The organism is Methanocaldococcus sp. (assembly GCF_024490875.1).
Lineage (GTDB): Archaea > AGJL01 > Methanococci > Methanococcales > Methanocaldococcaceae > Methanocaldococcus.
This window is the reverse complement of record NZ_JACCLX010000021.1, coordinates 13,275-39,023: the sequence shown is the minus strand read 5'-3', so window position 1 is coordinate 39,023 and position 25,749 is coordinate 13,275. Positions and strand designations below refer to the sequence as shown.

The 25,749-nt window shown below is 28.8% G+C and carries 31 protein-coding genes; 8 read left to right on the top strand and 23 right to left on the bottom strand.

Annotated elements, in window-relative coordinates:
- Position 1 precedes the first annotated feature (1 nt).
- From HZY31_RS04010 to HZY31_RS03955, 12 genes are read right to left on the bottom strand one after another with little or no spacing between them, the layout of a single operon-like run.
- On the bottom strand, positions 2-247 hold the full coding sequence (locus HZY31_RS04010; RefSeq protein WP_297318165.1) for a hypothetical protein: 246 nt from the start codon (positions 245-247) through the stop codon (positions 2-4).
- A gap of 1 nt (position 248) precedes the next feature.
- Entirely contained in the window at positions 249-1,127 is an 879-nt protein-coding gene (locus tag HZY31_RS04005; protein ID WP_297318164.1) for a respiratory chain complex I subunit 1 family protein, read from the bottom strand.
- Positions 1,128-1,159: 32 nt separating this feature from the next.
- Positions 1,160-1,360, bottom strand: coding sequence for a hypothetical protein (locus HZY31_RS04000; RefSeq protein ID WP_214400513.1), 201 nt, complete (start codon positions 1,358-1,360; stop codon positions 1,160-1,162).
- A gap of 9 nt (positions 1,361-1,369) precedes the next feature.
- Entirely contained in the window at positions 1,370-2,026 is a 657-nt protein-coding gene (locus HZY31_RS03995; RefSeq protein WP_297318163.1) for a proton-conducting transporter transmembrane domain-containing protein, read from the bottom strand.
- Positions 2,023-2,718, bottom strand: a complete 696-nt coding sequence (locus tag HZY31_RS03990) for an EhaG family protein (protein ID WP_297318162.1) — start codon at positions 2,716-2,718, stop codon at positions 2,023-2,025. Before HZY31_RS03990 ends, HZY31_RS03995 begins: the two co-directional genes overlap by 4 nt.
- Before the next feature lie 9 nt (positions 2,719-2,727).
- On the bottom strand, positions 2,728-3,189 hold the full coding sequence (locus HZY31_RS03985; RefSeq protein ID WP_297318161.1) for an EhaF family protein: 462 nt from the start codon (positions 3,187-3,189) through the stop codon (positions 2,728-2,730).
- A 17-nt stretch (positions 3,190-3,206) separates the two neighbouring features.
- A complete protein-coding gene (locus HZY31_RS03980) occupies positions 3,207-3,476 on the bottom strand; it encodes an EhaE family protein (RefSeq protein WP_297318160.1) in 270 nt (89 codons plus the stop codon).
- A gap of 12 nt (positions 3,477-3,488) precedes the next feature.
- On the bottom strand, positions 3,489-3,767 hold the full coding sequence (locus tag HZY31_RS03975) for an EhaD family protein (RefSeq protein WP_297318159.1): 279 nt from the start codon (positions 3,765-3,767) through the stop codon (positions 3,489-3,491).
- Positions 3,768-3,783: 16 nt separating this feature from the next.
- Entirely contained in the window at positions 3,784-4,029 is a 246-nt protein-coding gene (locus HZY31_RS03970) for a DUF2109 domain-containing protein (protein ID WP_214400519.1), read from the bottom strand.
- The gene (locus tag HZY31_RS03965) at positions 4,029-4,523 is read right to left on the bottom strand and encodes a hypothetical protein (protein WP_297318158.1); all 495 of its coding nucleotides are present in this window, start codon (positions 4,521-4,523) and stop codon (positions 4,029-4,031) included. The genes HZY31_RS03970 and HZY31_RS03965 overlap by 1 nt, the downstream gene beginning before the upstream one ends.
- Positions 4,523-4,789, bottom strand: coding sequence for an energy-converting NiFe hydrogenase A subunit EhaA (gene ehaA / locus HZY31_RS03960; RefSeq protein ID WP_463671217.1), 267 nt, complete (start codon positions 4,787-4,789; stop codon positions 4,523-4,525). The genes HZY31_RS03965 and ehaA overlap by 1 nt, the downstream gene beginning before the upstream one ends.
- 4 nt (positions 4,790-4,793) lie before the next feature.
- The gene (locus tag HZY31_RS03955; RefSeq protein ID WP_297318157.1) at positions 4,794-5,432 is read right to left on the bottom strand and encodes a helix-turn-helix domain-containing protein; all 639 of its coding nucleotides are present in this window, start codon (positions 5,430-5,432) and stop codon (positions 4,794-4,796) included.
- A gap of 182 nt (positions 5,433-5,614) precedes the next feature.
- On the opposite strand from HZY31_RS03955, the gene HZY31_RS03950 reads away from it, so the two are divergent.
- Positions 5,615-6,214, top strand: a complete 600-nt coding sequence (locus HZY31_RS03950; protein WP_214400522.1) for a ZPR1 zinc finger domain-containing protein — start codon at positions 5,615-5,617, stop codon at positions 6,212-6,214.
- 157 nt (positions 6,215-6,371) lie between these two features.
- Complete coding sequence (locus HZY31_RS03945) at positions 6,372-6,809, top strand: universal stress protein (RefSeq protein ID WP_297318156.1); 438 nt, start codon at positions 6,372-6,374, stop codon at positions 6,807-6,809.
- 3 nt (positions 6,810-6,812) lie between these two features.
- Here the strand turns inward: HZY31_RS03945 and HZY31_RS03940 are convergent, their stop codons facing one another.
- From HZY31_RS03940 to HZY31_RS03905, 8 genes are all read right to left on the bottom strand, one after another.
- A complete protein-coding gene (locus HZY31_RS03940) occupies positions 6,813-7,988 on the bottom strand; it encodes an NAD(P)/FAD-dependent oxidoreductase (protein ID WP_297318186.1) in 1,176 nt (391 codons plus the stop codon).
- Positions 7,989-7,990: 2 nt separating this feature from the next.
- Positions 7,991-8,161, bottom strand: coding sequence for a 4Fe-4S binding protein (locus tag HZY31_RS03935; protein ID WP_214400524.1), 171 nt, complete (start codon positions 8,159-8,161; stop codon positions 7,991-7,993).
- 29 nt (positions 8,162-8,190) lie between these two features.
- A complete protein-coding gene (locus HZY31_RS03930) occupies positions 8,191-9,201 on the bottom strand; it encodes a histone deacetylase family protein (protein WP_297318155.1) in 1,011 nt (336 codons plus the stop codon).
- 9 nt (positions 9,202-9,210) lie between these two features.
- Positions 9,211-9,747, bottom strand: coding sequence for a 2-oxoacid:ferredoxin oxidoreductase subunit gamma (locus HZY31_RS03925; RefSeq protein ID WP_214400526.1), 537 nt, complete (start codon positions 9,745-9,747; stop codon positions 9,211-9,213).
- 98 nt (positions 9,748-9,845) lie between these two features.
- Complete coding sequence (locus tag HZY31_RS03920; RefSeq protein WP_297318154.1) at positions 9,846-10,667, bottom strand: 2-oxoacid:ferredoxin oxidoreductase subunit beta; 822 nt, start codon at positions 10,665-10,667, stop codon at positions 9,846-9,848.
- A gap of 66 nt (positions 10,668-10,733) precedes the next feature.
- The gene (locus HZY31_RS03915) at positions 10,734-11,519 is read right to left on the bottom strand and encodes a hypothetical protein (RefSeq protein ID WP_297318153.1); all 786 of its coding nucleotides are present in this window, start codon (positions 11,517-11,519) and stop codon (positions 10,734-10,736) included.
- A 64-nt stretch (positions 11,520-11,583) separates the two neighbouring features.
- On the bottom strand, positions 11,584-13,176 hold the full coding sequence (gene lysS, locus HZY31_RS03910) for a lysine--tRNA ligase (protein ID WP_297318152.1): 1,593 nt from the start codon (positions 13,174-13,176) through the stop codon (positions 11,584-11,586).
- A 922-nt stretch (positions 13,177-14,098) separates the two neighbouring features.
- Complete coding sequence (locus HZY31_RS03905; RefSeq protein WP_297318151.1) at positions 14,099-15,751, bottom strand: ABC transporter ATP-binding protein; 1,653 nt, start codon at positions 15,749-15,751, stop codon at positions 14,099-14,101.
- Between the two features lie 96 nt (positions 15,752-15,847).
- Between HZY31_RS03905 and HZY31_RS03900 the strand changes: the two genes are divergently transcribed.
- The 6 genes from HZY31_RS03900 to purQ all read left to right on the top strand — a co-directional run bounded on the left by HZY31_RS03900 (position 15,848) and on the right by purQ (position 22,619).
- Entirely contained in the window at positions 15,848-16,432 is a 585-nt protein-coding gene (locus tag HZY31_RS03900) for a molybdenum cofactor guanylyltransferase (protein WP_297318185.1), read from the top strand.
- Positions 16,433-16,446: 14 nt separating this feature from the next.
- Complete coding sequence (gene smc / locus HZY31_RS03895; RefSeq protein ID WP_297318150.1) at positions 16,447-19,956, top strand: chromosome segregation protein SMC; 3,510 nt, start codon at positions 16,447-16,449, stop codon at positions 19,954-19,956.
- A 36-nt stretch (positions 19,957-19,992) separates the two neighbouring features.
- Positions 19,993-20,724 carry a 7-carboxy-7-deazaguanine synthase QueE gene (locus HZY31_RS03890; RefSeq protein WP_297318149.1) on the top strand — a complete coding sequence of 244 codons (732 nt, stop codon included), beginning with the start codon at positions 19,993-19,995 and terminating at the stop codon, positions 20,722-20,724.
- 237 nt (positions 20,725-20,961) lie between these two features.
- On the top strand, positions 20,962-21,585 hold the full coding sequence (locus HZY31_RS03885) for an orotate phosphoribosyltransferase-like protein (protein WP_297318148.1): 624 nt from the start codon (positions 20,962-20,964) through the stop codon (positions 21,583-21,585).
- Between the two features lie 13 nt (positions 21,586-21,598).
- A complete protein-coding gene (locus tag HZY31_RS03880; RefSeq protein WP_297318184.1) occupies positions 21,599-21,892 on the top strand; it encodes a histone family protein in 294 nt (97 codons plus the stop codon).
- A gap of 34 nt (positions 21,893-21,926) precedes the next feature.
- Positions 21,927-22,619, top strand: a complete 693-nt coding sequence (purQ, locus tag HZY31_RS03875) for a phosphoribosylformylglycinamidine synthase I (protein WP_297318147.1) — start codon at positions 21,927-21,929, stop codon at positions 22,617-22,619.
- On the opposite strand, the gene dacZ is transcribed toward purQ, so the two are convergent.
- The 3 genes from dacZ to hisS form a co-directional block, all read right to left on the bottom strand.
- Positions 22,620-23,543, bottom strand: coding sequence for a diadenylate cyclase (gene dacZ / locus HZY31_RS03870; protein ID WP_297318146.1), 924 nt, complete (start codon positions 23,541-23,543; stop codon positions 22,620-22,622). It lies immediately after the preceding gene.
- 9 nt (positions 23,544-23,552) lie between these two features.
- Positions 23,553-24,419, bottom strand: coding sequence for a coenzyme gamma-F420-2:alpha-L-glutamate ligase (gene cofF, locus HZY31_RS03865; RefSeq protein ID WP_297318145.1), 867 nt, complete (start codon positions 24,417-24,419; stop codon positions 23,553-23,555).
- 70 nt (positions 24,420-24,489) lie between these two features.
- Positions 24,490-25,731, bottom strand: coding sequence for a histidine--tRNA ligase (hisS, locus tag HZY31_RS03860; protein WP_297318144.1), 1,242 nt, complete (start codon positions 25,729-25,731; stop codon positions 24,490-24,492).
- Between the last annotated feature and the right edge of the window lie 18 nt (positions 25,732-25,749).

The following is a 25,749-nucleotide window of genomic DNA, read 5'->3' as shown; positions in this document are numbered from 1 at the left end:
TTTATGCGGGAATGTAAAGTTTATACAACGCATAGGCAAAGAATATTAAAATTATAAGCATAAATAATACTTCTAAATTTTCCATTTTGCGGGCTATTTTTCTATTTGTGATTGATATAGTTAATATTAAGAGTAATAAGAATATGAATAGATCTAAACTAACATTTAACTGGAATATAGTTATTAGAATGCAATAAATTATTGTTATAATGCATGCAATTGTAAAGAAGTAAATATATCCTCTCATTTTATCCCCCTAAAAATAATCTATAAAGGACATCGCACAAAACCAAACCTGCAATAGTCATTTGAAGCATAACTGAGTGATGAGGGGCTAATAAAGGAGTTAAACCATTTATAAATGCCAATATTACTGTTAGTAAAATCATAACAGCCAAAGTTAATAATGGATTACTTATAACTACTGGTCCAATGAATATTGCTATAAACAGCCACAATAATACGAAATATGCAATAGATTCAGCAATGTATATCAATGATGCCAACAAACCATAATGCTCTGTCATGTATCCACTAACTATATCTTTACCTTTAACTATTCCAAATGGACTGTATGGAGATTTTGATACAAGTAATATAAAGAAGGCAAATGCACAAATTGGCATTTTAAAGATTAAACTGCCGTGTAATTCTTGATATCTTAAAATATCTGAAATTAATACTGAGTGAGTTGTTAAATATATAGCCGCAACTACTGCAAATAAGGGAACCTCTGCCGCGGCTGAGAATACACTTCTTACCCCTCCTAATTTTCCATAAGGAGATCCAGAGGACAAACCACATCCATGCTCAACTATTTTTTGTAAAACATAAATTCCTATTATAATTAATAATGAAGATTTGAGGTCAATTCCTATAATTAATGCTGATAACCATACAGCGACATCTAACAAAACTACAAATATGTATAGAGGATTTCCAGCAGTGATTGGAAAAGTTATCTCCTTTACATAGAATTTTAAGGTATGTAGAAGATACTGAATAATTGGTGGTCCTGGTCTTCCTTGAATTCTCGCCATTATTTTTCTATGTAATCCTAACAACAATGAACCAACTAAGTATGCAAATAATGTTAAGTTTAATGTTCCCAATAGTGAGGAACTCATTTTACACCACCATTTTTATTTTTAATTTATTTTTAATAACCTCTAAATGGTAATTTTCCTGCTCCTTTTCTACGAGTTTTTGGAATTAGGAATGAGCCAATTCCATAAAGTAGTGAAGGAATAGCAATAACATACAAAATATATACTATCAATCCATTGTAAATTATCATACCTATAACGCATAAGATTCCTATTATCAATAAATAAAGCCCCAATTTTCTCTCCTCATCCATATTCTCACCTTAAATTGTTAATAAAATTTCGACAGTCCTTACAATTAACAGTAGTGAAGATAAGTGTATCATTAAGATATATGGGGATCCAGGGGCTCTAAACATCTCTGCCTTAGCGGCATAGAATGGAGCAACTCCTGTCTCGCCGGCCATTCCAGAGGCAAATATAATTTTTTCAAACAATAAAGATATTGAAGTCTTTGATAACTCAAATATAGATAAAGTTCCAGTTTTTGCCAGTATTAACCCTGCTGAGCCAAACAATGGAAGTGTAGAAATCATCGCTATTAAACCATACTGATAACCTGCATTCAAAACATGCTCTTTTTTTACAGCAGAAATAATTCCAATGTTTGCAATTCCTACCAATGTTAAGAATAATGCAAAGTCAAATAGATCATAGGTTACCATAGCCCCAGCAGTAGCCAATCCACAAAATATAGCCATCATTCTTCTAATCTTTAACTCTTTAAGAGTAACAATTTCCAATTTATCCTCAACTCTAAATTTTTGTGCTTCTAACTGCTTTTCTGGTTTTGTTAGATAAGCAATAACTGTAAATATTATAGCAATTATAAATCCAATAAATGAAAATTCTGTGAAGTTAAAGACAATATCACCAAATGGAACAATTCCTAACAAAATGCCATTAATATTTTCAATCATTTTGCCTCACCTATGAATCCAATAAGTCCAAGTTTTGAGCCAACCTTTAAAACTAAACCTAAACCAGCCATTAATAAGAATAAAAGCCATTTTTTTGGGAATAGAAAGAATCCTAAAAATCCTATAATCCATAAGCTCCACGCAATTCCTGAAAGTCCAGCCATTCCCTCCCAGAGAGTTTTTAACTCTTCAGATAATTCCAATCCTCTGACTCTTAAAGATAAAGCATAAAATAACAGTCCAGTAGCGATAACCGCCCCTCCTGTAAATCCACTTAGTATTGCTCCATAAATTATAAGAACTAATGCAAAAAACTTAGGAGATGTTTTTAAAACTTCCATTTGGACATTGTATTTTAAATCTCCTGTATGTATTGGAAGTTTGAACTCTTCGAATAATTTATAAACTTTTGGCTTTGGCTTTTTAGATTTTATAATTTTTCTATTTATTAACATCTCAGAAACTGCCAAAAGTTCTGCTAAACTAACAACTAAACCTGGTAAAATTAATGCTTCAGCTAGATCTGTATCTACTCCTGCTATAATTACTAACATAGCACACTCAACTAAATCTGTTAATATTAAAGCATGTAAATCATCTTTTTGCGAACCAATTGCAAATAATGATAAAATACCAATAGAAAATCCAACTAATATTGTCGGATTATAAAAATAAATAACTGGATTCTCCATAAATATCACCTAATCCTTATGGAATAAGAGCCAACTGAATATAATAAATGATACTAACAGTATAGTACTTTCAAGAACTGTATCCATCCCTCTTGTATAGTAAAGAATTTCATCCAATATACCTCCAGGCGTTGAAACTATTGTTGTTCCAAAGTAGTAAGTTTTACTTTTAATCCATTCTGCAATTGGAGTTAAATAGGCAGTTATCTTTCCAATGTTTGGAGCATATTCAGGATACTGTGCCTTTATCAATGCTGGTTTTTTCAAAGGAATACCTCCTCTGTCATAAGGGGCTAAAGGAGTTTTTAATGTCTGTGAGTGTGGAATTGGTTTAGGATAGAGTTGATTAGGATTTAGGTAATGAGGAGTTAATAATCCAAATATAAATATTAATGCCAAAAATATAGAGAAAATCCTTGGAACGACTTCTGGCTTTGAGAGATAATTCCAAATTTTACCAAGTTTTTTCATTATTCCACCTAAAATTATTATTCAATATCAGATTCTTCTTCATATTCAGCATTTTGAATTATTGCCCTAACTAAGATTAAACTTAAAATTGCATTAACTGCTATGAATGTCATTAATGCCAATGCCTCATCATAAGCCAAAAATATAAAACAAACTCCAAAAGTGGCTACTTCTGTATTTAGTAATCTGATTAATTTATCGTTAGATTTTGGTCCAACAATTGCTCCAATAGTTCCAATAATTAACAATACATAACCAAGATACAGTAAATATTCAATATATTCCATAACTATCCCCTTTTATTTAGACAATATTGGCAACTCTCTTCCATATTTTTGTTTTTTCTTTAATGTTGTCAAGTATTTCATATATCCAAGGAGTAGTATTATTGTTGATATTGGTTCACAGATTGAGGAGATTATTGCTATATCCAAATAGTAAGATGAAACAATCATTCCAATTAAGCCAACATTTAACAGGCCTAACATTATTATCTTGTTTATTGGGTTTGTGTGCAATATAACTCCTAAACCTCCAAGAATACAACAAACTACTGAAACAATTAATAAAATTTCCAAATTTTCACCTTTATTTTTATTCTATATCTTTTACTTGCTCTATTGTGTATGCTATGGCATTAGATGTCAATGTTGAACATATAAAGTATATTATTGCCACTATTCCTCCCATAGGGGATTTTACATAGAGAGCAATTAATGCAGAGATACAAAAACTCAAACAGCATAAATATAACAATTTTCTGGCTCTACTTCTTGTTAAAAATATTCTGAAAACCATTAACAATGCTATAAATCCAATAACTCCTTCTATTATGTCCATTATTCCCCTCTATTCATCTTTTTAGCAATTTTTCCAAGTAATATAGAGGCATATTTATGCTCAAATCCTTGAATTGAAAATATTGCCAAAATCATTCCCCCAACAAAATATTTTGCCTCAATTATTGGATGTAAGAGATAGATAATTAAAGTTATAGTTAAAGCACCAGTAGTCCCAGCGTATCCTGGATCTGCACATAGTCTATTTCCTATCCAAACTAACAAGGCAGTTATTAACCCACCTTCAACACCCATTAGATAGTTCATAATTGAAGCCAACAAAGTTCCTGCCGAAGCGTCTGGAGAACATACAATATTACCCATAAAGTATCCTCCATTCAGATTTCCACCAATTTCTTTAATTTTTTCTCCAATTGTTTTAGCCCCTAAAACTCCTGGCTTTTCTGGTAGTCCAAAGTAAGTATCAATGAGAACGAAGTTAATCCAACAGATAATTCCAGCAATTATAAGTTTTATAATATCTAAAATTTCCATTATACCTCACCAAATAACTTATGAGCATACTTTGACAACAAAGCCCCAAATAAGCCAGCAATAAAAGCTAAATATATATAATTTCCAAACAAATTCCTAAGAATTGCCTCAATTCCTAATGCCAATATAGGCGTTGGGAATATTATAGATGTTTCAAAACTAAATCTAATAGGCTTTTTTTTGGGTAGTATAGGAACTTTTAAGAGTAGAGCAACAACAATTGAAGTTATTAAAGATATTAAATATAATAAAACTATATTAATCACCTTCTCACCAGTAGTGGATTATAATGCAATCTTTATTAGTTGAGTAGATTGGAGGAACTTCATCTTTTGGAAACACTTGAATAATTACTTTTTTTCCAGTTTTTTCCATAAATTTTTTTTCTAATCTTCTAATGTCTGAACAGTCCAAAATAATTTCAACATTTTTATTATCTATATGATAGCCAAAAACTTTTATTTTTCCTCTTGACAGTTCAATACTTTCTATGCTCATAACTTTTAATCTATTTCTCATTTCATTTAATAGGGTTTCTCTACTTATAATCAATATTGGATAATTATCTATAATTCTCAAATATCTTTTTTCACCTTTATTTATTATCTCGGAGACAAATTCAATAAATGTATCTTCAAATTTTAATAGGGATAGAGTGTCTAAAAGTTCAATTATTGGATTTTCAATATTTTTTGAGGAAAAACATTTTAATAAGCCAAGAGTTATTGCAGTTGCTATAAGTTTAGTAGATTGTCTTTTTCCTTTTTCCAACATACTAAGATGAGATTGACTAATACCACTTTCTTTTGCCAATTTTGATTGAGTAATTTTTAATTTTTCCCTGAATGTTTGAATATATTGAGGATTTAACAATATTGCCCTTTCAATGATTTCTAATTTTTTATACATACTCTCACTAACATAGAGGAAAATATTTTCCTACATTTTTTATAATTAATCATTATATTATCGCTTATATTATCGCTGTCGAATAATTTTATTCTACAAGAAATATATAAAAGTTATCTACTAAAAACCATATAGAAAATTTTATATAATAAATTGATTAAAAGTTCCCTTAGGTGATAGTTATGGAGAATGTTCAAAATGTTCAGAGATTAGACTGTCCAGTTTGTGGAAGTAAAGGAAGTTTTGTAATAACTACTCATCAAATAGACATTCCATACTTTGGTCCTGTATTGGAGACAACAATGATATGTGAAAAATGCAATTTTAGAAGGAGCGATGTATTTCCATTAGAAGTTAGAGAACCAAAAAGATATAAATTAAAAATTAAAAGTGAAAAAGATTTAAATAAAAGAGTTGTTAGAAGTTCCTCTGCCTATATTCAAATTCCTGAGTTAGGAGTTGAAATAAAACCAGGTCCATTGGCTGAGGGATTTGTTAGTAATGTTGAAGGAGTTTTAAATAGAGTTGATAATATCTTACAAACTTTAATTAGATGGGCTGAAACAGAAGAGCAAAAAAAGAAAGCAGAGGAAATTAGAGAGAGAATAAAAAAATTAAAAGAAGGAAAAGATGAGGCAACTTTAATACTAATTGATCCATTAGGTCATAGTGCAATTATTGGAGAAGGCGTTGAGGAGGAGATATTGAGTGAAGAGGAAGTTGAAAAATTAAAAGAAGGAATTGTAATTATGGATTTAGATAAAGAAAAAGAAAAGAAATAATGGCTCAGTTCGGGTAAGTTTCATCACAGTTCAGATAACCCTCTTTTCATCATTGCCGTTGTATTATTATTTCTATGTAAGGTAAAAGATTTATATCCATAAATTACAAAATAACTAATATACATAATCTCTAAGTAAAACAATATATGGTGAAAACTTGTATAAAAAAATAGTTGTTCCAACTGATGGATCAGATGTTTCAATTGAAGCAGCAAAGCACGCAATTGTAATTGCCCAAAAATTTGATGCTGTTATTTATGCTATATATGTAGTTGATGTCTCTCCATTTGTTGGAATTCCAGCAGAAGGCACTTGGGAATTGATAAGTGAAGTGTTAAGAGAGGAAGGAGAAGAGGCATTAAAAAAGATTAAAAAATTGGCAGAAGATAATGATGTAGAAGTTCATGCTGAAATGATAGAGGGAGTTCCTGCAAAGGAAATTGTTGAATATGCTGAAAAAAAAGAGGCAGATTTAATCGTTATGGGTACTACTGGAAAAACTGGATTAGAAAGAATATTGTTAGGTAGTGTTGCTGAAAGAGTTATTAAAAATGCTCATTGTCCTGTTTTAGTAGTTAAAAAGCCAAAAAAATAATATTTATAACAAATCCTTAAAGTATTTTAAAAGGGAAGGTTTTTTAGTTATTATTCTTTTAACAAATTTTTTCAAATCTATACCATCTAAACTCTCTCCTAAAGCTTCTGCTAAAGCATCTAATTCATCATCACTCATTTTTTCTAAAATTTTTCTATATTTTAAGTGATTCATTAAGTACTCGTAATGTTTCTCTTTCCATCTATCCTCATATTCCTTTAAAATTTTCTCGCTCCAATTATTCACTTTTATTGCCTTACTTGCAACTTCTCCAGATATTAATCCACAATCCATAGCTAAATTAATCCCTCCACCAGTTAGAGGACTTATTTGCCCAGCAGCATCTCCAACAACTAAAACTCCATCAGTGTATGTTTTTTCAATAGGTCCTGAAACTGGCGCTCCTCCAACTTTAAATTCTATAGGCGTTGCTTCTTTTAATCTATCCTTTGCCATACCATTTTCTATAAAATCTTCTAAGTAGTCAATTGCCTTCTTTTTTCTATCTCTCACACCTAAACCAACATTGGCAGTATCTCCTTTTGGGAATATCCAAACATAACCTCCTGGGGATATTTCATTTCCAAAATAAAATTCCATCATATTTTTGTCTAATAATTTAACATTAGCCATTTCATATTCTGCACAGGAACAAATTTCCAAAGGTTTCTTTTTTGCTTTTAATCCAGCATACTCTGCTATATTACTCTCTACACCATCCGCCGCTATAACAATTTTAGTTTTTATACAGTATTCCTCTCCTAAAAATTCAACTATAACATTCCAATAATCCCCATCTTTTTCTAATCCTATTGCTGTTGTTTTAACAGCTACTTTTGAACCTGCTTTAGCCGCTCTTATAGCCAAATACTTGTCAAAAATTTTCCTTTCTACGACATATCCTTGTGCTTTATCTTGAGTAACTATAACCTTTTTTCCTGAAGGAGAAAATAAAATACCTCCTTTGATAATATTTCTTACAAATTCTGGTTTTGGCTTTATACCAAATTCTTCTATTGATGGAATTGCCTCAGCACATCTTACAGGCTCTCCAATTTCTTGAGATTTCTCTATTAACAAAGTTTTAGCCCCATTCTTTGCCGAAGCATAACTTGCCATACATCCTCCAGGTCCTGCTCCAATTACAACAACATCATAAGTATCGTTTAATTCTCTCATCATTATTCTCCCTCTAATGCATTTAATGGACATACGATTACACACATATTACAGTTATTACACTTCTCTATATCAATCTCTATAATATGCTCTATTAAATTAATAGCCAGTTGTTCGCAAACTCCTACACACGCTCCACAATAGCCACATTTTTTGTAATTTATCTTTACCATAATTTCCCTCACTTAAATATAGTTTTGGTTTAAAATATATCCAAATATTCACTAATAGTCTTTTTAACTGTATCAACCATTACTTTAGTATCTTCGGAAGGAAATATATATTTGTCTTCTTCTATATTTAATTTCTCGTATCCTTCTAAAAAAGATACTGGACCATATTTTAAGCCAATCCCATAACCCCCTTCTAAAACACTTACAACGCTATATTTACTTAATTTATAGCCAGCAAACTTATAAAATGTTTCAGTTAAATCAATAGATGCTAAGCCATCATTCATATAGGCATCAAAACCAGAAGAAACTAAAACAATTTTTGGCTTAAAGTATTTTAATATAGGATCTACAATCTCAACCCATGCATATATATAATCAGAATCAGTAGAATGTGATTTAAATGGAAGATTTATTTTAGTCCCTCTTGCATTATCTCCTCCTAAATCAAAAATATCCCCAGTTCCAGGATATATTCCTTTTTGATGAAAGTCTATATGAATAATATCTTCATCATTCCAAAAAATTTCTTGTGTGCCATTTCCATGATGAACATCAAAGTCAATTATTATAACTTTTTTCATAAATTTTTTTAATAAATATGCAGAACCACAAATATTGTTAAAAATACAGAATCCATTTGATGGAGCTCCTAAAGCCCTCCCAGAGATTCCAGCATGATGTCCAGGAGGTCTTGTTAAAACAAAATATAAATCTTTATTTTTTAAAGATAACTTTACAGCATCTTTGGACATTTTAAATGCTGATAATGCCGCATCTAGTGTGCCTTTACATATATAGGTGTCAGTGTCATAGTATGTAAAATTTAAATTACTTAGATTAATAATAGTTTCAACATACTCTTTATCGTGAATTTTTAAAATCTCATCAATAGTGGATTTTTCATTCATCAAAATTATATCGTTGTATCCTTTTGATTTCAAATTTTCTAAGATTATTTTAACTCTTTCTGGATTCTCTACATGATAAAATTTAGGTTTATGCTTTAAAACTTCTGGATTAAATAATATTTTTGACATTATTCATCCCTAAATCAATTTTTCATAGCCAATATTGAATGCCATAAGGTTTTTTTCTTCAGTTCCTTTTGGAACACTATCTAAAATCGCTTTTTCCATACTCTCCTTTGAGACAATTTTTGTTAATTTAGTTAATGCTCCCAACATAACGATATTCGCAACTATTGGAAGTTTTATCTCTTCTGAGGCAATTCTCGTAAATGGAACTTTATAAATTTTTACATCAACTTCTGGTTTTTCAGATGTAGAAACCAAATCCTCATCTACTAACAAAATCCCTCCTTCTTTAATGTCGTCTTTATATTTATCATATGCCTGTTGTGACATACATACTAAAATGTCTGGCTTTATAACTTTTGGATAATCTATGGGTTCATCACTTATAACTACCTCAGATTTACTTGCTCCTCCTCTCGCCTCTGGTCCATAAGATTGCGTTTGAACTGCCTCTTTATTATCGTATAAAGATGCGGCTCTACCTAAGATAACTCCTGCTAAAATTATCCCTTGCCCACCAAATCCTGATAATCTTATTTCTTTTCTCATTTTGTCCCTCTCCTTTTTTGAATTTTTTAATTTGAAAATAAATTTTAGTGTATAATAAGTTAATAAAACAATAAATTACCCAACCAGATTATTTTTATTTATTCCTTATTTTTTTCTTTTAGTCTTTCTATTAATTTATTTAATTCTTCAACAAATTCTGGTTTTTCAATGTCTAAAAACTCTCCAACTATTATTTTTCCATTTAGTTCTTCTTCACTTAGGTTTTTAGCTCTGTTTATATGAATGGAATTCTCTTTAAAAAATTTAATCATATCTGCTGGTCTTTTTGAAATATTAAATCTACCATAGTATGTTGGACATTGAGAAACTACTTCAATAAAAGAAAATCCTTTTTTCTGAATGCCTTTTTTAATTGCTCTAACAAGTTGAATTGGATGAGCCGTTGTCCATCTTGCCACATAAGTGGCTCCAGCAGACATAGCCAATTTACATAGATCCATACTATTCTCTATAAAGCCATAAGGGGCAGTAATTGCTTTTTTTCCATAAGGAGTTGTTGGAGAAACCTGCCCTCCTGTCATTCCATATATGTTGTTATTTATACAGATAACTGTTAAATCTATATTTCTCCTACATCCATGAATGAAATGATTCCCTCCTATAGCCGCTAAATCTCCATCTCCTGTAAATACTACAACATATTTATCTGGCCTTGCAATTTTTACACCGGTTGCAAAGGCAATAGGTCTTCCATGGGTTGTGTGTAAAGAATCACAATACAGATAGCCTGAAATTCTTGATGAACAACCTATTCCAGATATAGCTATATAGTCCTCTGGCTTAATGTTTAATTCTTCAATAGCCTTTAAAAAACAGTTTATAACTATTCCATTACCACAACCAGAACAGAAAATATGTGGCAATCTGTCCCTTCTCATATACTTTAAAGAAGGATGCAATATATCACCTCAAAATTTTTATTTTAATTTGTTTGCTTTAATTTATTTATATGGATTATTTTTAGTTTATCTCTTTCTCATTGTTACAGTGTGACTTAATTCAAACACGGCGCCAGACAACTCATTTCCAATATCTTGAATATTTGCCAAATCTAACTCAATCTCATCCTTTTGAACAGAGATTGCAACAGGTAAATATTTATATGCAATTTCAAACATTTCAAAAGGTTTACATAATAAGTCAATTCCTATCAATCCATTAAAGTTTTTGTCACTGAAATTTTGAGTTATAACTTTATTGATAATTACATTTTCCATATTTAAAGAGGCTATCAAATTCTTTATAACCTCTTCTTCACTTTTTCCAAAACCTTCAAAAACTGCCTTAACTCTTATAAATCCTTCATCTTCAAAATCAATTATTTCATCTTCGTCATATTTTCCTTTTTTGTATTCTTCTACATTAATCTCTTTCTTTTTTTCTTCATCTATATATACGTTAAATCCAACCTTGTATGTCTCTACAAAGGTTTTAAAAAAACTTATAACTAAACCTAAAACTTCGTTTATTTCATTAGATTTGAGTTTTAATTTTGATGGCTTTATAACTTCTATGTCAGCACCATACTTTAAACAGAAATCTATATAATCTTTAAAACTACCAAACTCTATTTCAAACTCTCCAATTTTTGTATAAAACTTTAAATTTTCATTTTCTTCTAAATCTTCATCAACATATCTAAGTTTAGCGTTATATTTTTCTTTTAATTCCTTAGATAATTTTTCAAATTCTTTTTCGACTATATCTTTTACATTCCCTTTAACTTCTTCTAATGCATGTATTTTTATCATTCTACCACCAAAGTAAAAATATAATTATTAAGATTAATTCCTTCAACTTCACAATATAAAAATTTTAATTAAATAAAGAATATCTTCTTAATACAAAATCTCTTCCTAAGGTAGCTAAGAAAGAACCCAACTTTGGACCATACTTTTTGCCCAATAAAATCATATATGACGCTTGGAAAGCATCTCTTGGATTTAAACCAATATCTTTTGCTGTTTGATATATTAATTCATGCAAAGTTAGAGCGTCAAATTCAGCAGTCTTTAATTTTTCAGCAAAGTATTTAATCCATTCTTTTTGCTTATCCTTCAATTTTTCATATATTTCTTTTGCTTCATTCTCATCAATTATAATCAACTTTTCTCCATACTTCAAGGCCCAGTTTCTTGCCATTAATAATCTATCCTTTAACTTTTTTAAGCTAAATTCATCAATATTTTCCACATTGTAATTATTCCTTTTCAAAATTTCAAATACTCTCTCCATATCTACGTCATTTTTTTCTTCATTATAGGTTAGTTGAGCAATAATTGAACAAAATCTGTATGGAACTACAAAAGGTTTCGTTTCTGGAATTTTTAGGGTTGATAATTCATAAATTCTTATTTTTTCTAAATCATCCTCATTTAAGTCATTTCTATCTTTGTTATTGAAGTAAAACTCCTCTAATCTATCATACTCATCAACTAAATCAGGAATTTTCTTTAAATCAAAGTCAATGTGTTTTGTTGGCTTACTTCTCATAATTAAGTATCTTAAAATCTCTGGGTGAGCTATGTAAGTCCAATCCTTTACAGCAAACACTACACCTTTTGAGGAACTCATTGGAATTGCCTTATCTCCAACCTTTAACTGAATCCATTCATAAACAACCTTTTTAGGAGGTTCATAATTATAAACTTCTCTTGCTATTAAAACTCCTGTATCATAAGAGCCACCAGCGGCGGCGTGATCTTTACCCATTGGCTCGATTGTTACATTGAATATGCTCCATCTCGCTGGCCAATCTACTCTCCATGGAAGTTTTGCTCTACCTTTGTAAGGTTTTACAACTCCCTCAAATCCACAAATCTCACATTTATAATATACTTCTTCTTTCTCACTATCGTATTTTAAAACCTTTGTCTTTAATCTTCTACAATTTTCACAAACAACATTGATAGGATACCAATCATCTGGTAATGGAGTAGATCTAAATTTATTTAAAATTTCCATTATTTTTTCTCTATTCTCTAAGGCAATTTTTATTTTCTCATCATAAAATCCTTCTTTATAGAGTTTATCAGCCCTATAAGTTGTTATTTCTATTCCTAAATCATCTAAACTCTCTAAATAAGGTTTTAAAAAGTGCTCTGCATAATTTTCACAACAACCCTCTGGACAAGGGATTTCACTTAGAGGCATTCCTATGTATTGTTCAAACTCTTTTGGTAAAAATGGATACAACTTCCTTAAAGGGTCATAAGTGTCTGCTATAAATATTAACTCTGCCTCAACATCCATATTTTTTAAACTTTTATAAATTGCATCTGCTGTTAGTGTTTCTCTTGCATTTCCTATATGAATATGTCCCGAAGGAGTTATTCCAGTAGCCACTACATACTTATCTACTTTTTTCTCTTCAATTAATTTTTTAGCTATTACATCAGCCCAATGCATAATTCCCCTCAATAATTTTGTTTTAAAAAACTGGATGGAATTACTTATTTTATTGAACTATATAAAAATTAATGTTATATTATATATCCTAATGATTTATATATTTCTATATATGGATATTTTATGCTATTAAAAAATTTAAATATTTTTATCTCCTTTGGGGCTTGATTATATACCCATAGGGCTCCGCCCTATTGGGATACCCGGGATGCATTGCTTCTTAAAAGAAGCAATGCCTCTTTTTGCCTTTCCCTTTGGGGCCTGATTTTAAACTGGTAAGGATGTCAGAGATCAATCCATTAACACAAAAGAAGATTTATTTCCATCCCCTTTGGGGCTTGATTTTAAACATTAAAGATGTTGCCATAGTTGAATTAAAAAATAAACTATTTCCATCCCCTTTGGGGCTTGATTTTAAACTTTTTTAGTGAGTTATTAACTTTTTTAATTTCAATTTCTGTATTTCCATCCCCTTTGGGGCTTGATTTTAAACAGGACACAATTTGAAGAGATAATTTTCTAAAATTACTTTATTATACTTCTTTATATAGGGGTTATAGTTCGGAGGGTCAATTACCCTTGTTATTTATATACCTCCGAACTTTTATTTATACTTTTCTATTTTGGTTTATTGTCTTTAAAATCCTTAAAATTTTTGTTATTAACCTAATTATCGGGGAAAATTAGAGATAAAAACAGTTAAATAAAATCTCCTAAAAATCTCAATAATTTAGTAAAGTCAAATATTAAAATTAATCAAAATAAAAGACCCTCTGAAATTGGATAAAAATTTTTAAAATTAAAAAATTTCAAATTAAACCCCTCTAAATTAAAAAATAACAATTTTTAGCGAGAGAGAAGGGATAATAAATAAAAATAAAAACTAACTTATGGGAGGTATATCAATAAGAGGTAGAGCCTCTTATGGTCGTATAAACCTTGCATTACTTCTTTTTATAAATTCTTCACAAACCTTTTCAGGTTTTCCTTCCATAACTAATTTATTATTATCTAAGAGTATTGCTCTATCACTAATCTCTTTAATAAAATCTACACAGTGAGACACTAAAACTATTGTTGTGCCAAATTTCTCATTTATTTTCTTTAAATAGTTTGCAACATCTCTTAATGTTATTGGATCTAAATCTCCAAAAGGCTCATCTAAGAATAAAATCTTTGGCTTAGTTATTAACTGCAAAGCCATAGCCACTCTAACCTTTTGCCCTCCGCTAAGTTCAGAAACTTTTTTCTTTAAAATGTCCTTACCTAAATCTAACGCCTCTAAAATTTCATCTGGCTTAAAATCTTCAACAATTGGTGGGAATAGTTTATAAATTATATCTTCTGTTAAACCCATCTTTTGAAGTTTTGAAATTCTCTCTGCCTCTGGGACATCGATTAATTGATAAATTGCATCTACAATCTTTGGAGAAATGCCAAGTTCATCTGCCTTTACTTTTGCATGAGCAATTGCCTTTTCTCCTTTTAATCCCAATCTATATTTTAATAAATTTTCAACTGTTTGATAATATGGTAGAGAAAACTCTTGATGCATAATTCCTATTCTCTTTCTAAGTTCTATTCTTTCCCATCCATATTTGGTTATATCAACTCCATCAACAATAATTCTTCCTTCATTAGGTAATTCTAAGCCAGCCATCAATCTCATAATTACAGTTTTTCCAACACCACTAGGCCCAATAATAGACACTATTTCCCCCTCTTTAACATTGAAGGAGATATTTTTTAAGTTTAGTGTTTCTCCTCCATGAATAACATAGTATCTCTTAGAGACATTTTCAACTTTTATTATATCATTGTCTTTTATTTTAGGAGTTCTTATATAAGGTGGCTTCATATCTTTCAAAAACTCATTTAAGACTGTTTCAACATCTCCAATTTTTTTTACTTTTCCATCTTCCAATAATATCAATCTATCACAAAGATATCTATGCACTTCTGGCAAATGGGAGGTTATAATTACAGTTATATTTAACTTATCTCTAATATTTTTAATTACATCTAATAGTTTCTGCTTAGATGCTGGACAAGCCATTGTTGCTGGTTCATCCAATAATAAAACTCCCTCTCCCTTTTCATAAATTTTAGCTATCTGCCTACCTAATATTAGCCTTTGTTTTTCTCCTCCACTTAGTATGTTTGCAAAAGCATCCTTTTTATGTTCTAAACCAACTAATTTTAATATCTCTAAGGCTTCTTTTTCATACTCTTCCCATTCCTCTTCCATTGGCAATAATTCATCAGATTTGTTTCTTATGGCGTAAAGTTTTCTTATAATGTTATTAATTACTGGCTCTGCCCATAGTGCAAAATTTCTCTGTAAATGAATAGCAGTTACCTCTTTAAAGTTATCTTTTCTACCCAATATTTCTACTTCCCCTTCATCGTAATCTAAAGAACCTCTTAAAATTCTAATTAGAGTAGTTTTTCCTGCTCCACTTTTTCCAACAATTCCTAAAATCTCTCCCTTTTTTGCTTCAAAAGAGACATTATCTAATGCTTTAAAATCCCCATATTTTTTTGTTAAATTTTTTACCTTTACTGCTGTGCTCATAATCATCACCATTTATATAAATTTTATATATTTATTATTATCAAAAGATTATTAAAGTTTTTAACATTCTTGGGTGGGAGTATCATTGGAGGAATAATTTTGTCTGGTGGTAAAGGAGAGAGAATTGGCGGAAAAAAACCATTTAGAATTTTTAATGGAAAGTATCTTATAAATTATCCATCAGACATTTTAAAAAGTTTGAATATTCCTTATGTTACAGTTTTTGCAAAAAATTCTATTGACTTAGATAAAGAAAAAGAATATTTAAATAAATATAACTGCATAATATCTTTTGACTTGATTGAAAATAAAGGCCCTCTTATGGGAATTTTGTGCGGTATGAGGGTTTTAAATGCAGAGTGGTTTATTGTTTTGCCGTGTGATTGTCCATACATAACGAAAGAATCTATAATAAAATTAATCTCTTATATAAAAATATCTAAAAAAGGTAATTTATGCATAGTTCCAAAGCATGAGAATGGTTTTATAGAGCCACTATTTGCCCTATATAGAAGAAGTTCTTTACATCTTCTAAATAAAATACTAATGGAAGATAATAACTTATCTTTAAGATATTTTATATCTTACTTAAATCCGTTTTATATAAAGGCTGAAAATTTAGATAGATCTAAAAAAATCTTTAAAAATATAAATACAATACAGGAGTTGAAGTATGAATAATATTGGTGAAAATAATGGTTACTTTAGAAAAAATAGAATTAAAAAACTTTAAATCATTTAAAAAATTATCATTAGACATTCCACAAGGATTTACAGCCATTGTAGGGCCAAATGGTAGTGGAAAATCCAACATAGTTGATGCTATACTTTTTGTTTTAGGAAAAACCTCTGCTAAAAAGTTGAGAGCAAACAGGTTTAAAGAATTAATAACTTATCACAACGGAAAGAGAGAAGAGTATTCAGAGGTTTGTTTATATTTTTCAAATGATAATAATGTATTTAACGTTAATGCAAATAGCGTAGGAATATTGAGAAGAATTAAAAAAAGTGGAGAAACTGACTATTTTTTAGTTTGGAAAGAGAATGACAAAGAAAAAAGAAAAAAGTTATCTAAGTATGAAATTATTGACTTATTTAGAAAGTTAGGTTTGTTAGGGGATACGGTAATATCGCAAGGAGATTTATTAAAAATTATAAATATTTCTCCAATTGAAAGAAGAAAAATTATTGACGAAATTAGTGGAATTGCAGAATTTGACGAAAAGAAGAAAAAGGCAGAGGAAGAATTGAAAAAGGCAAGGGAATTAATTGAAATGATTGACATAAGGATTAGTGAAGTAGAAAATAATTTAAAAAAACTTAAAAAAGAAAAGGAAGATGCTGAAAAATATATAAAGTTAAATGAGGAGTTAAAATCAGCAAAATATCTTTTAATTTTAAAAAGAGTTAATTATCTAAATATCATTTTAGAGAATATCCAAAATGACATTAAAAGTTTAGAAAGTCTCAAAGATGAATTTATAGAAAAAATTAAAGAAATAAATGCTAAAATTGAAAATTTAAAGTTAAAATTAAATGATATAATAAACGAACTAAATGAAAAAGGCAATGAGGAAGTTTTAGAACTACATAAGTCAATAAAAGAATTGGAGTTAGATATTGAAAATGATAAAAAAGTTTTGGACAATAGTATAAAGGAGTTAAATAAAGTTGAAAGTGAAATTAAAACTAAAAAGAATGAAATTGAAAATACCCAAAAAAAGATAATTGAATATAGAAATAAAATAATTGAAAAAGAAAATAAGATTAAAGAAATTGAGAGTAAGATTAACGATTTAAATTATGAAAAAGAAAGATTAATGGATGTAATCTCTGAAAGTGAAAATATTATTAAAAATTTAAAGAAATTAGAAATAGATTTAACTGATGAAATAGAAAAAAATCAGAACGAACTTTATAAATTAAAAAAAGAATTAAATGATTTAGAAAATACAATAAATAAAAAATACTTTGAAATTGAAAAAAATAACGAAATTATTATAAAATTAAAGGAAGAACTTGAAAATTTTGAAGTCGTTGATACTAAGCCACTATATTTAGAACTCGAAAACTTAAAAGTAGAGATAGAATTTTCAAAAAAGAAAATAAAAGAACTTGAAGAAAAAAAGAAGGATTTGCAGATAAAATTGGATGAATTGCATTCTCAATATGTTAAAGAAAATGCAAGAATTAGGGCATTAAAAGAAATGGATGAGTTTTGTTTAGATAGAGCTATTAAAGAAATATTAAATGCCAATTTACCGGGCGTTATTGATATAGTAGGAAATTTAGGAAAAACCAAGGTTGAATATAAGACAGCAATTGAAGTGGCGGCTGGAAATAGGTTAAATTACATAGTTGTTAAAAGAATAGACGACGCTGTAAGGGCTATAAAGTATCTAAAAGAGAGAAAACTTGGAAGAGCCACATTTCTACCGTTGGATAGAATTGAGGGTAGAGAGGCAGATTATATAGATGAAGATGGTGTCATAGGAAGGGCAATTGATTTAGTAGAGTTTGATGAAAAATATAGAAAAATTTTCGAGTATGTATTTGGAAACACTGTAATAGTTAAAAATATTGATGTTGCCAAAGTTTTATCTGAGAAGTATAGAAAAGTTAGATTTGTAACATTGGATGGGGAGGTTATAGAGCCCAGTGGTGTGTTAAGAGGGGGAACATTCAAAAGTGGAGCAAAAATTAAAGTAGATATTGATTTGAGTAAGTTAAATGAAATAGCCAATAATATCAAGGTTGTTGAGAGTGAATTGAGAAATGTAAAAGGTGAAATTGAAAGATTAAATGAGATAATAAAGAAGAGCTCTGCTAAAAAAATGGAAATTGAAAACAAGTTAGAAATAATTAAGAAAAATGAAATGAGAAGGAGAGAAATTATAGAAAAAAACAATTTAAAAATAAAGGAGTTGGAATTAAAAAATAAGGAAATTTTAGAAGAAATTGGTAATTTAAAACTTAAAAAAGAAGAAATATCAAGTAAAATTGAAAAGTTAGAGAATAAGATAAATGAATTAATTGAAAAAAGAAAAAAAGTTATTAGTGAATTAAAAGAATATGAAAATAACGAATATCTAAAAAGATTGAGAGAGATTGACGAAGAATTAAAAATCTTAGAAAAAGAAAAAGATAAGTTAAAAAATGAGATTGAGAAAGAACTTAGTTTAGTAAAAGAGATATTAATTCCAAAAATTGAAGAGTTAAATAACAAAATTTCAGAACTAACAAATAAAAAAGAAATGCTAAAGAAAAATATACAGTTATATAAAGAAAGCATTGAAAAAAACTCATCTATATTAGAAGAAAAGAAAAAAAGATTTGAAGAATTATCTAAAAATATAAAATCACTTTCTGAAAAAAGAGAACATATAGAAAAAGAGATAGAAAACTTAGAAAAATGTAAAAAAGATTTGATAAATAAAGTGAGAGTTATTGAAAATAGAATAAATGAGCTTATAGTTGAAAAGGCAAAATATAAGAGTAAATTGGAAGAAGAAGAGAAAAAATTGTATCTATGCGAAAAAACAGATATAAATGAGGAATTAGATAATAAAAGCATTGAAGATCTTGAAATATACATAGGAGAAATAGAAAATGAAATAAAAAAATTAGAGCCAGTAAATATGAGAGCTATTGAAGATTATAACTATATTTTAAACAGATATAATGAGCTTATAGAAAAAAGGAAAGAATACGAAAGAGATGAAAAGAAATATCTACAATTAATGAAAGAACTTGAAAATAAAAAGAAAGACGTCTTTATAGAAGTTTTTAACAAGATAGCTAAGAACTTTGAGGAAGTGTATAAAGAGATTGGAGGAATTGGAAAACTAAGCTTAGAAAATGAGAAAAATCCATTTGAGGGAGGTATTTTAATCGATGCCTCACCAAGGGGTAAAAAATTATTAAGTTTAGATACCATGAGTGGAGGAGAAAAGAGTTTAACTGCCTTAGCATTTTTATTTGCTATTCAAAGATTGAATCCTTCACCATTTTATATACTGGATGAGATTGATGCCGCCTTAGATGTAAAAAACGTCTCTTTAATTGCAGATATGATTAAAAACGCCTCTAAAAAAAGTCAGTTTATAGTTATAAGCCATAGAGAACAGATGGTTAGTAAAGCAGATGTAGTTTATGGAGTTTATATGAAAAACGGTTTGAGTAAGGTAGTTGGAATAAAATTGTAACAAATCAAAATAAATAAAAATATTGGAGAGATAAGGATGATAAGGGAAATTTTTAGTTCAATAATGGGAGAAGGAAAGTATATTGGGAGGAGGTTTATATTTGTAAGATTTGCTGGATGTCCTTTAAAATGTATATATTGCGATGAAAATCATAAAAAATACTTAAATAGAGTGGAAAAATCTCCGGGAAGTGGGAAATTTGAGATACTAAAAAATATGGATATTGAGAATATAGTTAATATAGTAGATAGGTTAAAAACTCCAGATTTGTTTGCAGTGTCTTTTACAGGAGGAGAGCCACTACTTTATTTTAAAGAATTGAAGGAAATAGTTGAAATTTTAAAAGATAAAGAATATAAGACATTCTTAGAAAGTAATGGAATATTTCCAGACAGAGTTTTTTATTTTGATATAGCATCCATAGACATAAAGTTAAGAGAACATTTTAATAATATAAAAGAGGAAGAATATATAAAATTATATAGAAATGAAATAAAGACTATAAAAAATCTTTATAATTTGAATTCTGATGTTTATGCTAAAATTGTGATTATGGAAAATACCAATATAAATACTGTAAAAGAAATAGCAAAAGATTTAAGCGATATTGGTGATATAACTTTGTGTATTCAACCAGTGACGCCCTATGGAAATATAAAACCCCCTTCTAAGAGAAAATTATTTAAAATTATGGAGGCGTGTGGAGAATATTTAAAGGACAATGTTATGCTAACAATACAAATGCACAAGTATTTGGGTGTATTATAACTATATAAAAATATTAAATGTGGAGGTAGTAGCAATATGGATATATTAAAATTAAAGAGTAACAAAAGACAGAATTATAAATTATATTGGCATATATGGTATATATTATTTGGAATTCTCCTTATCTTAATGTTTAATTTAAAACCTCCATATAAAACATTAATTATTGGGACATTACTTATTATGATTTTATTTAAATTTTTTATTAGAAAAAAATAAAAATGATGAGGGAGATTTATGAACAAACAACTATTAAAAAAGGTTATTGAACTGAAAAATAATGGTTTAACTATTGGTGAAATTGCAGAGGAGTTAAATGTATCAATGGATACTGCAAGATATTTGGTTTTAAATGCTGAAAAATTATTGGAAAATGAGGAAAAATCTCTGAGTTTAAAAAATGTAGATATATTTATTGATTGGAGAAACATTGGAAGTTCGGCAAATAGATTAAAACATATTAGTTCAATAATTGTTGATATAATAAAAAGTAGAAATTTTGAATTTGATACAGTTGTAGGGATTTCAACGAGTGGAGTACCTATTGCTACATTAGTGGCAACTGAATTAGGTAAAGATTTAACTGTATATATACCAAAGAAACATATATCTGAAAAAGGTAAAAAAATATCTGGTTCAATTTCTCACAACTTTTCTCCTGTAAATTATAAAAGAGCAGTAATTATAGATGATGTTGTAACCAGTGGAAGTACTTTAAAAGAATGTATAAAACAGTTAAAAGAAATTTGTAGTCCAAAATTAATAATTGTTTTAATTGATAAAAGTGGATTGGATGAAATTGAAGAAGTGCCTTTAATTCCACTAATTAGAGTGGGAGTAGTAAATGTAGATGAAAAATAAGGAGGTAGTTTTAATGTTACCAAAAACAACAATAAAGAGAATAATGAAACAATATACTGACTTTAATATATCCTCTGAGGCAGTTGATGAATTAAACAATTTATTAATAGAAATAATAAAAATAACTACAGAAGTTGCTGAACAAAATGCAAGAAAAGATGGTAGGAAGACAATTAAAGCGAGAGATATTAGAAATTGTGATGACGAAAGATTGAGGAGAAAAATTATAGAACTCAGTGAAAGAACTGACAAGATGCCTATATTAATTAAAGAGATGTTGAATGTAATTACTTCCGAATTAGAATAAATAAAAAATAATTCCTAAATTAACGGGAGAGAGTATGAAGATTGCAGTAACTAAATTCTTAGGAACTAATTGTGAGTTGGATGTTTGTCATGCTATAAAATTAGCCGGTGGAAATCCAGAACTTGTTTTTTTTACTAAGGATAACTTAGATGAATATAAAGGGGCGGTAATTCCTGGTGGCTTCTCATACGGAGATTATTTAAGGGCAGGAGCAATAAGTGCAAGAACTCCAATAATCAAAGGATTAAAAAAGATGGTTGAAGAAGGGAAGCCAGTTTTAGGGATATGTAATGGGGCTCAAATTGGTTTAGAAGCGGGTTTTTCAAAAGGAACATTAACAAACAATATAAATGCAAGATTTATCTGCAAATGGGTATATATAAGAGTTGAAAACAACAAAACTCCATTTACTCAGTATTATAAAAAAGGAGAAGTTTTAAAGATACCAATAGCACACGCAGAGGGTAGATTTTACGCTGACGATGAAACTCTTGACTATATGTATAAAAATAATATGATAGTGTTTAAATACTGTGATGAAACTGGTGAAGTGACAGAAGAGGTAAATCCTAATGGATCTATTGACAATATAGCCGGAGTTTGTAACGAAAATCAAAACTGTGTTCTACTAATGCCTCATCCAGAAAGAGCTAGTGAAAAAATATTAGGTTCAGACGATGGTTTGAAGATGTTTAAAGGTATGTTAGATTATGCTAAAAAGATTTAGTTATTCTAATAATAAAATATTTTCTCTTGGATCTGCCTCAAAAACTATTTTGCCATCTTTAAATATTCTAACTATCCCACCACTTTGAGATACTGTAACGGCAATGGCTTTGGTATTTTTTGTTATACTTGCTGCAGCCACATGTCTTGCTCCTAATCCTTTTTTAATTTTTATATCTCCCTTACATTCTATAAATCTCCCAGCAGAAACTACTTTCCCATCATCAGTAATTATAAATGCTCCATCTATTGATGAGAGTTCTTTTATAGTCCCTTTTACATTTTCATCGAAGATACTCGCATTATGTCCTGCAAATGGATTTAATATCAAAGGTTTTGACATACTCATAACATTTAAAGTATCCCCAATAACAAATATTGTTCCAACATATTTTCCTTCTCTTCCTTCTCTTCCAATCTCCATAGCTAATTTTAAAATTTCTTTTAATGTTTTTTTCTGTTTTTCATCTAACTCTTCAAAAAGTTTGTATAGTTCTAACTCTTTTACATGATCTTTTACATTAACAACCATTATTGTATCTAACTTACCGGGAACTTTTGGCTCTCCAACTACTGCAACAATTCTATAATTATCTTTTAAAATCTTTAATTGAAGTGCATGAACTATACCACTACTAATTATCATACATCTATTGTCCTCCCTATACTTAATATATAAAGGATAGACATTATCAATATTTTCTTTACTTATTTTTTTGTAAGTTCCCTTATTTGGTGTGGCTACAATAATCTTTAATTTTTTATTTATATTTAAAATATCTAATATTTTTGAGTTATTATTTTTTTTTAGTAGTTTTTTTAGTATTTCATAAGAGTTTCCAGTTTCTGTAAATATCATAAATGCATCTGCTTTAATGTCATGTGCTAACTCTAATCCATGCTTTATTATATACTTAGAAATCATAACTCCACCTTATTGTTTAGCATATTTAACTAATGCCTCAGATATTTTTTTATCTGCATTTATTCCTAAATATTTAAAACCTTTAGTTCCAGGAGCAGAGTTTAATTCAATAACATAATAATATTCCTTAGTTGGTAGAATATCTACTCCCAATATTATAGCCCCTGACAATTCAGCACATTTCAATGCTAATTCTTCGAGTTCTTTATCTATTTTTAATTCTTCAACATAGTTTCCTAAGTAAAGATTAGTTCTAAAATCTCTGCTAACCCTCCTATATCCCCCTACAACTTCTCCATCAACAACTAATATTCTCATGTCTTTATATAAGCCATTTTCTTTAAAGTCAATAAATTCCTGTATTAATTTACCTTCCCATATTGCATTTTTTGTAAGATTTTTTAACTCATCAAAATTCCTTGCTATAAATACTCTCAAACCACACTTTGAAAATGAATCTTTTATAACTACTGGAAAACTTAAATTGTATTTTTCTATAAACTTTACAGCGTCTTCGTAATCTCTAATTAACGCTGTTTTTGGTGTAGGTATTTTATGTTTTGCAAGTAATTTAATACTTTTAAATTTATCCGAAGTTAAATATATAGTTTTTAGTGAATTAACAAATTTATATCCTTCAATTTCTAAGGCATTTATAAATTGCCATGAGTAAAGAGTTAATCTGTCAAAATAACATCCAATTCCACATCTTGAATGAATTAAGTCAGTTTCTAATTTAAAATCATAACTCATTAATGCTTCTGGATGAGAAAGTAAAAATATTTCCGCCTTATATCCTAATTTTTCAATTTCATTTTTTAAGTTCCAAACACTACAACTCTTTCCTTCTGGTGATATGATTGTTATCTTTACCATAAACATCTCCTTAAAATAAAATAGGCCTTAATAAAAATTTAGATTATATATAAAAATTTTATGGTTGTTTTTATACATTAGTTAATTCATCTATATAAACTAATTTCTGCTCTCCTGTAACCATATCTTTTACTGTTACTTTATTATCTTTAATTTCTTTTTCTCCAACAATAATTACTTTTTTAAAGCCTCTCGAATTTGCATAATCCAAAGCTTTTCTTAATTTTCTACCCATAATTTCCAATTCTACAATTTTCCCAGATTTTCTTAATTTATCTGCAATAATTAACGATTTTTTAATTAATTCCTTATCTTTTTTTATTGGAATTATTAAGATTCTTTCCTCTTCAATATTTAAATTATCAAGGTTCATCATAATTCTATCAAATCCATACGCAAAACCTACTGCTGGAGTAGGTTCTCCTCCAAAGGTTTCTATTAAATTGTCATATCTACCTCCACCACATATTTGCTTAGCTCCTTTTTTTCCATAAATTTCAAACACCATTCCAGTATAGTAATCTAAACCTCTCGCAATTCCAAAGTTTATAGTATATTTATCATAAATAACATACTCTAAAATCTCCTCTAAATTATTTATAGCCTCAATGGATTTTGGGAAATCTTTTAAAATCTCTTTTAATTCTTCTAAAATTTCTTTACCTCCTTTAAATTTTAGTATTTCAAATATTAAATCTTTCTTTTCTTTATCTAAAATCTGAATTAAATAATTTTCTAAATTTTCATAATCCTCTTTGTCTATCAATCTCCTAATTTTAATTTCCTCTTCTTCACTAATATTAAACCTTTCTAAAACTCCTTTTAAAACTCCTAAGTGTCCTATATGTACATCAAAATCTAAACCAATATTTATTAAACCATCTATTGCTAAATTTAAAATTTCAGCATCTGCTAATGGCTCTTTACAGCCAATTAACTCGCAACCCATTTGCCAAAACTCTCTAAATCTTCCTGCCTGTGGTCTTTCATATCTAAAGCAGTTAGCAAAATAATAAAGTCTTAAAGGTTTTTGTAATATTTTTAATTCATTTATGTAGAATCTCACTACTGGGGATGTCATCTCTGGTCTTAAAGCCATCTCTCTACCGCCGTGATCTTTAAACACATATAACTGCTTTCTAATCTCTTCCCCAGTTTTTTTAGCAATTAACTCAAAACTTTCAAAGGTTGGAGTTAATATCTCTAAATATCCATATCTCTCAAAAACTTCTCTTAACTTATTCTCAATGTATCTCCTTTTTTTCATTTCTTCTGGTGTAAAATCTCTCGTCCCTCTCGGCTTTTGAAACATATCTATCAACCTATATTT